The organism is Treponema sp. Marseille-Q4132 (assembly GCF_014334835.1).
In the GTDB taxonomy this organism is placed as follows: domain Bacteria; phylum Spirochaetota; class Spirochaetia; order Treponematales; family Treponemataceae; genus Treponema_D; species Treponema_D paredis.
On the sequence record NZ_CP060591.1, the window covers coordinates 1,372,848 to 1,384,027 of the forward strand.

Annotated in this window: 12 protein-coding genes and 1 CRISPR repeat array (1 of these 13 only partly in view); of the genes, 6 read left to right on the forward strand and 6 right to left on the reverse strand. The window is 45.8% G+C overall.

Annotated features, from left to right (window positions below; all coding sequences use genetic code 11):
• A CRISPR array of direct repeats spans nucleotides 1-113; the repeat unit is 36 nt; unit sequence ATTATAACTGATTAATTTTTCTGGTCAACCTGCAAC (it extends 1,041 nt beyond the left edge of the window).
• 70 nt (nucleotides 114-183) lie between these two features.
• From recR to H9I35_RS06310, 5 genes are all read right to left on the reverse strand, one after another.
• Nucleotides 184-774: a recombination mediator RecR gene (recR, locus tag H9I35_RS06290; RefSeq protein ID WP_187418588.1), complete on the reverse strand. Its 591-nt coding sequence runs from the start codon at nucleotides 772-774 to the stop codon at nucleotides 184-186.
• Nucleotides 771-1,082: a YbaB/EbfC family nucleoid-associated protein gene (locus tag H9I35_RS06295; RefSeq protein WP_187418589.1), complete on the reverse strand. Its 312-nt coding sequence runs from the start codon at nucleotides 1,080-1,082 to the stop codon at nucleotides 771-773. The genes recR and H9I35_RS06295 overlap by 4 nt, the downstream gene beginning before the upstream one ends.
• On the reverse strand, nucleotides 1,083-3,131 hold the full coding sequence (gene dnaX, locus H9I35_RS06300; protein WP_187418590.1) for a DNA polymerase III subunit gamma/tau: 2,049 nt from the start codon (nucleotides 3,129-3,131) through the stop codon (nucleotides 1,083-1,085).
• Between the two features lie 48 nt (nucleotides 3,132-3,179).
• Entirely contained in the window at nucleotides 3,180-4,223 is a 1,044-nt protein-coding gene (locus H9I35_RS06305; RefSeq protein WP_187418591.1) for a TIGR02757 family protein, read from the reverse strand.
• A 191-nt stretch (nucleotides 4,224-4,414) separates the two neighbouring features.
• Entirely contained in the window at nucleotides 4,415-5,257 is an 843-nt protein-coding gene (locus tag H9I35_RS06310) for an AraC family transcriptional regulator (RefSeq protein ID WP_187418592.1), read from the reverse strand.
• 240 nt (nucleotides 5,258-5,497) lie between these two features.
• Between H9I35_RS06310 and H9I35_RS06315 the strand changes: the two genes are divergently transcribed.
• The 5 genes from H9I35_RS06315 to H9I35_RS06335 all read left to right on the forward strand — a co-directional run bounded on the left by H9I35_RS06315 (nucleotide 5,498) and on the right by H9I35_RS06335 (nucleotide 8,505).
• A complete protein-coding gene (locus H9I35_RS06315) occupies nucleotides 5,498-6,334 on the forward strand; it encodes a hypothetical protein (protein WP_187418593.1) in 837 nt (278 codons plus the stop codon).
• A 32-nt stretch (nucleotides 6,335-6,366) separates the two neighbouring features.
• Nucleotides 6,367-6,657, forward strand: coding sequence for a hypothetical protein (locus H9I35_RS06320; protein ID WP_187418594.1), 291 nt, complete (start codon nucleotides 6,367-6,369; stop codon nucleotides 6,655-6,657).
• A 361-nt stretch (nucleotides 6,658-7,018) separates the two neighbouring features.
• Entirely contained in the window at nucleotides 7,019-7,516 is a 498-nt protein-coding gene (locus H9I35_RS06325; protein ID WP_187418595.1) for a TlpA family protein disulfide reductase, read from the forward strand.
• Nucleotides 7,506-7,688 (forward strand): CD1871A family CXXC motif-containing protein, encoded by a 183-nt coding sequence (locus H9I35_RS06330; RefSeq protein ID WP_187418596.1) that lies wholly within the window; start codon nucleotides 7,506-7,508, stop codon nucleotides 7,686-7,688. Before H9I35_RS06325 ends, H9I35_RS06330 begins: the two co-directional genes overlap by 11 nt.
• Nucleotides 7,681-8,505 carry a 4Fe-4S binding protein gene (locus H9I35_RS06335; protein ID WP_187418597.1) on the forward strand — a complete coding sequence of 275 codons (825 nt, stop codon included), beginning with the start codon at nucleotides 7,681-7,683 and terminating at the stop codon, nucleotides 8,503-8,505. The genes H9I35_RS06330 and H9I35_RS06335 overlap by 8 nt, the downstream gene beginning before the upstream one ends.
• 263 nt (nucleotides 8,506-8,768) lie before the next feature.
• On the opposite strand, the gene H9I35_RS06340 is transcribed toward H9I35_RS06335, so the two are convergent.
• Entirely contained in the window at nucleotides 8,769-9,821 is a 1,053-nt protein-coding gene (locus H9I35_RS06340) for an NADase-type glycan-binding domain-containing protein (protein ID WP_187418598.1), read from the reverse strand.
• 114 nt (nucleotides 9,822-9,935) lie between these two features.
• On the opposite strand from H9I35_RS06340, the gene H9I35_RS06345 reads away from it, so the two are divergent.
• Nucleotides 9,936-11,105, forward strand: a complete 1,170-nt coding sequence (locus H9I35_RS06345; RefSeq protein ID WP_187418599.1) for an ISAs1 family transposase — start codon at nucleotides 9,936-9,938, stop codon at nucleotides 11,103-11,105.
• Nucleotides 11,106-11,180: the final 75 nt, after the last annotated feature.

Sequence of the window (11,180 nt, forward strand, 5' to 3'; positions counted from 1 at the left end):
CATCTCAAAATATTATAACTGATTAATTTTTCTGGTCAACCTGCAACGAACGGTTTGATTAAACAATGGGGAAACCTATTATACCTAATTAATTTTTCCGGTCAACCTGCAACATAAAAAAACATACCAGAAATTATACGTATAATGCATTTTTAAAATCAGTGCCGATTCCCGATAGTTTTCCTACAACGCAATCCTTCCGCGGAAGCTCCGCATTAAAGTCAGTTTATCGGTATACTCCAAATCACCGCCGACGGGAATGCCGGATGCGAGGCGTGTCACTTTTACACCGCCGGTTTTTGCAAGCAGCTGCTGCACGTACAACGCAGTCGTATCGCCTTCGACCGTCGGATTCGTCGCGATGATTATCTCTTCGATGCGTTCGTTTTTTACGCGGGAAAGGAGAGAGGCGATGCGCAGCTGATCCGGGCCGATACCGTCGATCGGAGAAATCACGCCGCCGAGCACGTGATACAAACCGGTGTATTCATGCGCGCTTTCGATGGTTTGCACATCCTGCGGCTGTTCGACGACGCAGATGAGGGTTTTGTCGCGGAGCGGGTTCGAGCAGATAGGACAGGGATCGTCTTCCGTCCACGAACCGCAAACCGAACACTGTTTGATTCTATCTTGAAGAACGGAAAGCTGTTCGGCAAAACGGTTCACATAAGCGCGATCGGATTTTAATAAATAATGCACGATACGCGACGCGCTCTTTTTTCCGATACCCGGAAGACGCGAAAACGAATCGATGAGTTCTTCGAGCGCGTTCATACATTCAATCCGGGGATATTGAGTCCCTGCAAGAGCGAACCGGTTTTCGCTTTGATTTGTTCCTGTATATTGGCGATCGCATCGTGATGAGCGGCGACAATCAAATCTTCGAGCATCGCGACATCGCGCTTGTCGACGCAAATTGGATCGATGCGGATCGCTGTCATTTCCATTTTTCCGTTTACGGTAACGGTAACCATTTTACCGCCGGACGAACCGTCGGCGGATAAAGCGGCAAGTTCGTCCTGCATCTTTTGCGCTTCTTCTTTGAGCTTTGCCGTATTTTGCAATAATTCAAACGGATTCATCTATATCTTTCCCCCTACTATGCTTCCTTTAAAAACGCTGCACAGGATTTTTATTTGCTGCGGCACTTCCGACGGTCCCGCCGCTTCTTCGGCTTCTTTTAAACTCACCGAAAAGTCCATACGCCGCTCGCACACTTTTTCAAGCGTCCGCAAAATCGCGTCGCGCTGCCGTTCAAGCTGCGTCTTTTGATACGCCGTCGCGGCCTGCGTCGAAATCACATTGCCTGAAATTTGCCACGGAGTCGTCGTCATAAGCGCTGCCGCCGTCGGCGCATCGTATATACCGAGTTCGGCGATAACGCTCCCGCGAAGCTGTACAAAACTAATCGTACGGCCCCCGCCCGTTACATAGGACTGCGCTTCATCCGCCGCGCCGCCTGTACGCTCAACATGCAGAGGCGGAATATATGCCCTTACTTCGGAAGCGTCACTTGTATCCTCATCGCCGCTCTCATCCGCATCGACGTCGGATAAAGCTTCATCGCTGTCGTCGATATCATCGAAATCGTCTGAAGAGAGATTATCTTCCCATGAAGGAAGGCTTTGAAAGGGCGGTTGTACTTCCGGCAGCCCGTCGCTTTCCCTCGCCGCTTGTTCAGGCGGCACGGCCCCGCCGTTATAAAAAGGGCTTTCGTTCTCCGGCGGCCGTTCCGCGAGGGCGGCAAAACGCGGCATAGCTTTCATCGCTTCCGATGACGCACGGTTTTGCACCGAAGATGTAAAATCGTTCCGTAAGTCGCTTTCGGATTGTTTCACATCCTCGACCGGCCGCACCGATGTTTGCACCGGCGAGGCAGCTTGCGTATACGCCGCATTGCCCCCGATCGATTGATTCGCAGCCCGGCCTGCAGGCGCATCGTTTTGCAGAGGACGCCCCGCCGCTTGAGCCGAATGATCGGGAGATCCCGCCGTCAACAATGAGCGGGCGGAATCGATCGCGGATTTGACTTCGGCGGGCGACACATACTCGGAAAGCCAGCACAAACGCGAAAACGCAAGTTCGAGTTCATAGCGCGGCGAAAGCGAATAGCGGATATCGCGGTAGAGCTGCAAAAAAATCGAAAGCGCGCGCTCGACTTGCACCGTATTCCACGCTTCGACGACGGCGGAACTGTAGCGTTCGGCCGAACTGCCGAGCAGCGATTCTTTTGTAATGCCGTTTTTAATCAATAAAAGGCTTCGAATATAATTCGTACTGTTTGCGATCAGCTGTTCGATCGAAATACCCGATTCGAGATAGGAGTCGAGTACACCGATCGCGTCGTCGGCTTTGCCCGCCGCGCACTTTTCAAACAATTCGTTGAGTCTGTCCACACCGACGAGACCGAGTTTGTCACGGATTTTGTCGTACGTGATGACGCCGTCGCTGAACGCCGCAACCTGGTCGAAAAGCGTATACGCGTCGCGGATCGAGCCGGTCGCCTCTCGCGCAATCCAATAAAGCGCTTCGTCGTCGGCTTGAATCGACAATTCACGTACCGCATCGGCAAGTAAATCCTTTATCTTTTCTGCGGAAACGAGACGGAAATTGAATTGCTGACAACGGCTTTTGATCGTAGCCGGAACTTTTTGCAGCTCCGTCGTCGCAAAAATAAAGACGACGTAGGGCGGCGGTTCTTCGATCGTTTTTAAAAGCGCATTGAAGGCGCTCGTCGAAAGCATATGCACTTCGTCGATGATATAAATTTTATAACGCGACGAGTTAGGCGGGAACATCACTTCGTCTTTGATTTGGCGCACGTCGTTGACGCTCGTATTCGACGCGCCGTCTATTTCGATAACGTCGAGACTCGCACCTTTCGTGATTTCCGTACAATGCGCGCAAGTGCCGCACGGAGCAGGCGTCGGTCCGTTTTCGCAGTTGAGCGCTTTTGCGAGTATGCGCGCCGTGGACGTTTTGCCGCAGCCGCGCGGACCGGAAAACAAATACGCATGAGCGATTTGATGCGACGTGATCGAATTTTTCAAAGTTTCCGCAACAAATTCCTGACCGACCAAATCGGCAAATTGCTTGGGCCGCCGACGCGTCGCCGTAACTTCGTAAGCCATAAAATGAGTGTAATATAAAACGCCGAAATCGGCAACGGGAAAAACGTTTTAATAAAGCTTATCGGAAATATTTTCCCCCGATACACCCGGCCCGAACAGTGCAAAATCGCCGCGGCAGGGATCGTCCGGCCAAATCTGCTTGAGTACACCGGTCAGTTCGTGCGCGGTCTTTTCCGTTGCGGCGCTCCGTTCGGAAATGAGACCGAAGTTTTTCGCTTGGCGGAGTACGTGCGTGTCGAGCGGTATGAGTAGATCCGCAGGCGAAAACCATGTCCACAATCCGGCATCGACGGGAGAGTTTGTACGCACCATCCAGCGCAAAAACATATTCGTACGCTTATTCGCCGAAGCGCTTTTTTGCGGAACGGCGCGGCAGTGCGGAAACGCATCGGCGATAACCTGTAAAAGCGCGGAAGACGCGGAAAAGGACTCGGTTTGAGAGGTTTTGCGATTTGCGGCTTTTATACCGGTAACGCTCGGCTCGCCGCTTTCGCTTTTTTTGTTAAGCTTACAAGAGGCAAGTTTTATACCGGCAGCCGATACGTTATATTCGCTTTCCGTGCGATCTGCACTTTTTATGCCGACGCCGTGTACTCGGAAGATTTCCCGCCGAACGGCGCATTCCGCTTCGTACGCTTTTTTTACATAAGCGCCGAACGATGAGTGCTTTTCCAATATTTTTTGGAGCGCGGCAAAAAGATCGCGCATATCGTCGTATGAAAAAAATCGATAAAATTTCCGAGTGCCGCGCGGAAAATCGCTTTGCCACGAGCCGCTTCGTATCCACTGCGCAGGATGCTTTCCTGCAAGTGCAAAAATCATCCCCGCTTTTTGCAAAAACTGTTCGCGCTTTCCGAACGACAGCATTGCCGTGATAAACGCGGCGGCTTCAATATCGCGCGCGGAACGGTAGCACCGCACTATGCGGCTCGGATCGCCTGCGGAAAACTCACGGGTTTCGTATGTGTCGGCAAGTTCGCGCAAAAGTTTTTTTATTCGTGCGGAAACTTCAATACCTCGCGACTGCTTGAAGCTTCGCTTCGAGGCTGCGGCAAGCTTGTTGATTTCGGGTGCTATTTTTACATTTGCCATCGGTGAGATTATAATTTTTTTCCCGCGTTTACAAAAGCCGGTAAAAGCGGCAGGGATTGAAGGAGCGGCGGAGCCGTTCCGAAGGAATGGAGCCGAAAGGCGGAACTCCGAAAAGCCCGGTTTTTTCGATGCAATCGAAAAAAGCCGCCCCTGCTGCAGACCTCCGCCCGCCGCATAATTTCAAAAAAATGCTATTCTTTTTCGATCGGAACCCAAAGCTGCATACGGTATGCGTCGCTCGTCATGTCGCCTTCTTCGTACACTTCAAAGTCCGGTGCGCCGGAATGCCGATACCCGTGTTCGGGGAAAAATACTTCGAAAAGATATTTCCAGCCTTTATGAATGCACTCCGGCACCTTTCCGCACAAATCGACGACGGCGTATTCCGCTTCGGCAATCGACGCCGTTTCAAGTCCCATCGCTTTTGCCGCTTTGACGTCCGCTGCGTCGTAACACGCCATATAATTGATCTTTTTGAAATCTTCGACACCATGGCACATTCCGAAGCTCCGACCGCTGCCGAGCTTTGCGAGCTCTTCGTGTGTGTGTTTCGCATACAGATCTTTCCATACTTTGGGACACAGCGACGATTCGATGTCGTTGAAATTGATCCCCGCTACCGTAAAAGCAGCCTTCTTTTGAATTGTGATATTCATAGTATTTCCTCCTTTTATGCTCAGCGCCAATTTGATTCGTGAAAGCACACGAAACGGCTTTCCGTTTCTGACTTCCGTGGGCGTATAGCCGTGAAAATTTTTAAATGCGAGACCGAACGAATCGGGTGAATCGTATCCGGCATCAAGGGCAATATCGATTATCTTTTTATCCGTTTCTCTCAGAGCCTCCGCCGCTCGCGTCAATTTTCTGAACCGCATATATTCGGATAAAGTCATTCCGGTCAAAATCGAAAAGATTCTGCGGAACATCGAATACGAATATCCCGACAGCACGGCGATCTTTTTTTCGTCGATTTCGCCGCCCGAAACACTTTCGATATAATCTACGGTTTTATTAAAGCTCTCTATCATGTGCATCGAATATGCCTCCGTGCCGCCCGCGCCGTGCAGCCGGCGTATCTCATATTTCACCCCGCGTACAACGCAATCGCATAGTATGATACCGTTTTTAAAAGGATATTTCCCGATAAAATACGTACGGAATAAATAGGGTGTAAAATCGATGAACGCGGTATGCGCACGATATGCTGAAGACGCGAACGATACGGCAGCGGGTATAAAGCGCCTCTCCCTTGTCAAACGCATAGAGCGGAGAGTATGATTATTGAGACGCCGATCGGCAAATATCGCGTGCAGTTGACGTATGTTTTTGCAAATGCGATTGCACAAGGAAGATATGACATGAAAGTGAAACATATGTGTACTTTTATAGGCCTGTTTATATGGTGTTTCGATTGCTATGCGCTACAGTTGGATACTCCTGAAGTACAGGTTCGCTTCGAGATCCCGACAAATCCGCTTATAACAAGAACATTTACAAAAGACAGAAATAAAATAACAGTCTTGGCAAATTATCATACGGAAAAAGATATTCCCAATAAAGAGCCGGAAGCATACTCGCCGCTGCTTTATGCAATATTAAAAAATGACGGATTTAAAATTTCAAAAGATCATATAACGGCTATGATAGAAAAATATAATCCTGCCGATTCTTCGGTATATGCTATGATTTCAAATGTCCCCGCGTACGGAGATACGCAACCTAAAAATTTTATAAAAAAATCGTATGAAAAAATATATTACCAAGGTAAGACAATCGGTGAATGCGTCTTGTATATGTCACCTGTTGATGCTGCACAGGCTATTAGCGACGATTCATATATTTCACTTAATTATCATATTTGTTTTGTTGTAGAACATGCACTGATCCATCTGCAAATAGCATTGCCGGAAGCGGATATAAATGCTTTGCGAACGGCATACCCTGAATTTTTTGTACAGAAAGAAGGTCTATGGTATTGGGCTAAAACGCAGACGGATTTTTTTAATGTACTTAATGGGAAAGATTATATGCGTTTTCCGGAAAATATTCGTCTGATTCGAGAAACCAAAGAATGCATACTTGCAACTTTACAAATTATTAAATCAAAGTAAATAGTTTATCTTATGAGTATTGAGAATGGAAAATGAAATTAAAGAAAAGTGTGTATAGTAAGATTTTTATCGCCAGCAGTGCTTTTATTGCTGCAAATATTTTTATGTTTATTTTATGGCTTTTTGGATTAAAAGATATGGAAGTAAATTTTTATATAAGCGGTTTTTCCGGTTTAATTACTTCTTTTATATTGAATAACAAAATAAACACAATTCCGTATGATGAATACGATAATGATAATGTAAAATTTTTTATTATATTGATTTTATCGCTTATATTACTCATTGTACAAGCGGTATTTCTTGCAGGGTTGAGAGATTAAGAATTCTTGCAGATGCGGTTCAAAATGAAAATTCTTATATTTTTAATAAAAATATTGGCCGGTTTTTGTATATTATTGGGACTTTGTAGAGGCTATATGAAGGAAAAACCTTTGTATCATAAGTTTAGAATTTTGCAGCATATCTTAACATTTGTAACAATATGTGCGCTGTTAATGTTTTATATATTTTGGGTAGGTAAAAAATAATTTGTTAATATTCAAGGGTTTATTTAAATAGTATAATTTTTGAAATCTCTTTCCGAATTATTTTTTTGAATTTAAAGCGGAAATAATATAAATCCCCTGTCTAAACGGCGTTTTAAACTTGATTTTCCGTTCCACATTTGTTATCTTTTCATACATGAAATATTTAAAATCTTTTTTAATCGCATCGGCGATTGCGATCGCCGCAGTATCTCCGATCTTTGCGCAAAGCGTCAAAGAAGGCAAAGCGGCTCCCGATTTTTCGATTACGCTTTCAACGGGACAGCAGGTAAAACTTTCCGACTATAAGGGCAAAGCGGTGCTTCTCCATTTTTGGGCGACGTGGTGCGGACCCTGCCGTGCCGAATTGCCTGAAATGAACGCATTCGCTTCAAAGCTCAATTCGTCTTCGCGCATCGCATTCCTTGCAGTGTGCATTTCCGACACGGAAAAATCGCGCGATACTTTTATGAAAAAAAATAATTATACGTTCCCCGGCGGTCTCGACAAAGACGGCTCCATCGCGGGTTCGTATTTTATTCAGGGCATTCCGACGAGCATACTGATTTCGCCGGACGGCAAAATCGAAAAAATCCGCGTCGGTGCGATGTCCCCCTCGGAATTACAGCGTTTTGTCGGAAAATATGCAAACTGAAAAAAAACTTTCCGTAAAAGACGGCCGCGCCGAAAAAAAGCGTAGGCTGCTGCGCATCGCATTGCTCGCGGCGGCGGTCGTGTTTATTATCGTCGGCGTTTTTCGCGGAGACAACGATTCGATTTTCCGCAAAGCCGTCTTTATCTGCATGGAGTGTATAGGCATTGGATAAAAAACAGACGAGACGCAGAAAGGCGATTCAATTCATCTCCATGCTCATATACAACGCGGATGTAAAACGCTGGTTTTCAGGCGGCATTTCGCATTCGCCGTTGAAAACCGTATGCGTACCCGGCTTGAACTGCTATTCGTGTCCCGGTGCCGTCGCCGCGTGCCCGCTCGGCTCCCTGCAAAACACGCTTGCAAACGGACAGCTGCCGTTTTTTATCACCGGCTTTTTTTTGCTCATCGGAACGCTTTTCGGACGCGTCGTGTGCGGCTTTATCTGCCCCGCAGGATTGGTGCAGGAACTGCTGTATAAAATTCCTTCAAAAAAAATAAAAAGGACAAAACGAAGCTTCGCGCTTACAAGAAGACTGTCGCTTTTCAAATACGCGCTTTTGCTTGTTCTGTGCATCGCACTGCCGCTCGCATTTTATTTTAAAGACGGACTCGGCGCGCCCTTCTTTTGCAAATTCGTGTGTCCCGCGGGAACGGTCGGAGCCGGCGTACCGCTCGTTTTACTGAACGAACAGCTCCGAAGCGCGGCCGGATTGCTTTTTACGTGGAAAGCCGCCGTCGCCGCCGTATTCATCGTGTGGTCGATTTTTATGTTCCGCCCCTTTTGCAGATTTTTTTGTCCGCTCGGCGCGGTTTATTCTTTTTTTAATAAATTCGCGATTTTCGGAATCCGCGTCGACGAATCGAAATGCGTCAGCTGTAACGCCTGCGTCGCATTGTGCAAAATGGATACGTACAAAGTAAATGACCGCGAATGCATCCGCTGCGGAGAATGCCGCACACGGTGCAAACACGGCGCGTTGAAATAGGCGGTGTTAATCGGGCGGCAAACGAATGCGGCGATCAAAATCCGAAAAAAGCCGCCGAGCGGCAAGGAGATATGCCGCTCGGCGGTGTTAATCGCGCCGTCTGCTAACGGCGGTAATACAGGTGTCGTGCAAGCTTACGCCGGTCGTTTCGCAATATGTTATAGAAACAACGACCGGATAGTGCTACTGCAGTATTGTCGTAGTAGCACTATACTACACCAACAGTTGCCTCGCAAAATCGATGAAATTTTTCAAGACAGCCATTAATTCCTACTGATCTTTTCTTTAAAAGTTTTAATTTTTTTCATAACACCTGCCGCATCCAAGAGCTTTAATAACTGCCTTTTTTGATCTTCAAAGCTTGATGCATTCGGATCAGTAACAAGAATGGAAGAAATGCACGTATCATCGTATTTATCCCCTTTATACACATCTTTTATAATAATCTTGATTTTCTCGGTTTTTTCCGGCAAGCGAACTATAGTATACTTTACCGCATCTTCAAGTTCATATTCCTTTGCGAATTTCGGATTTTCCGACTCGATTAGAATTTTCTTTACGCGACTGTTATCTCTGTATAAACGCTTACGAGAGAAATCGACAAACCCATTGAGAATTTGAATTTCATCCGATGCATATTTAAAATCGATATCAAGGTATTCACCGACACCGTACCCTTTTACACCTTCAACCCATGGGGGAGAAATAGAATCATAAAGCCAAAAATTAATATAATCGTCGCCGATATTATAAAATATCTTTGAAAGAAAATATTCCGGAGAATATACAATATCTTTTCCCTGTCGTGTTTCAATCAAATAAGACGAACTTACGATTTTTGAAATACCGGTATTAAAAAATACAGTATCTCCCAGACTTAAGCGTTTTAAATCTTTTTCCCGTGTTCCGAATAATTCGACTGCAGATTCAAGGGTATATTCGTCATGCTTATATAATCCCTCATGAAAAAGCTTACGCTGCATGTCAAGCCATTCTGTTACGCCATAGATTTTTAGTGCTTTCTCCAATTTTTCATGATGATATAGAATCAGTCCTTTAGCTTCCAAAATAAACAAGCCGTTAAGCTTATCCTTTAGAAAGCCGTATTCATTTTTCATCAATATCGGAAAAATTTCACAATATGCGTCATCCCTCTGTTCTTTAAATTCACATATATATCCGTCACCTTTTATAATATAAGCTATATCATCTTTATATAAAACATTCGGAATCCCACAAAAATTTGTAAAATCGTCTGCATAAGAATTATAGGAGAAAAAACAAACCGCATAAAATATCCATAATATTTTTTTCATAGATGCACCTTCCCTTGTAATATCCGATAAACGGCAAAAAGACACTGCCGGACACGGAAATCAATTTTTGCTCGAGTATTGTTTAAAAAGTTGATAAAGTGCTAAAGTAAGTGTATGAGGTGGGAAACATTAGAAGAAGCACTTGCAGTGCTTGAGACGGAACGGGAATACGACGGGTATTTTTGCAGCGTACAAGACGCGGTTATCATCGTGATTTTGGGAAGCTTGTGCGATTTGCAAAGCGTAAAGAAAATCCACGAGTGGGCAACGACCGAACATGTCAGAACATTTTTGGCAGAAACGTTCGGAATCAAACGAATACCGTGCTATTGGTGGCTGTTAAGCCTGCTTGGAATCATACGGCCGGAATCATTGAATGAGTGTATGAAACAATGGGTAGCTTCGGTTGTACCGGCTCTTGCAGCAAAACTTGAGACGGAAGAGAAAGAACAAAGCGCGAAGAAAAAGAAGCAGCCGTTGACGATAGCCATAGACGGAAAAGCTATCCGCTCAACGGGAAAGATGAAAAAATACGACAGTCCCTTGCATATCATCAGTGCACAGATAGGGGAATTGGGGTTGACGCTTGCCCAAAGAACGGTCGAATCAAAGAGTAATGAGATTCCTGCCGTACCGGAATTGATAAAAGAGCTTGAAATTCAGGGCTGTATGGTGGTCGCGGACGCAATGAACTGTCAAATAGAGACTGCCGAGGCGATAATTGAGGCAAAAGCGGATTATTTGTTAAGTGCGAAGGGCAATCAGGAAGCACTTATGAACGATATCGCGGAGTATGTTCAGGATACAAAGCTGAGAGTGACGATGGACAGCATCACACGAACGGAAAAGGGACATGGGCGGAAGGAAAGGCGCAGTGCGTATACGAGTGCAGATGTTTCATGGCAGCCGGGAGGACGAGTATGGCCGGAACTCAAATGTATTGGAGCAGTGCATACACGATTTGAGACGAGTAAAGGGGTGACGGAAGAATGGCATTATTATATTTCAAGTAAAGCGTTACGAGCGGAAGAGCTGCTCCATCATGCAAGAGAGGAATGGTCGGTGGAATCGATGCATTGGCTGTTGGATGTACATTTTGACGAGGACAGATGCAGGGTGCAGAGTAAGAACGTACAACAGAATCTCAATATGCTGCACAAGTTTGCGCTTAACATAATCCGCATACACAAACGTGAATCACAATCGAAGCTGCCTTTAAACGGGATTATGTTCCGTGCACTTATGAATCCTCAAGCATTATTACCGCTTTTGGGCAAAACTTGATTTCCGTGACTGCCGGATTATGTGCCGACAGTATCAGCCGCATTTTTTATATAATATATTTTCCCGATCGTATCC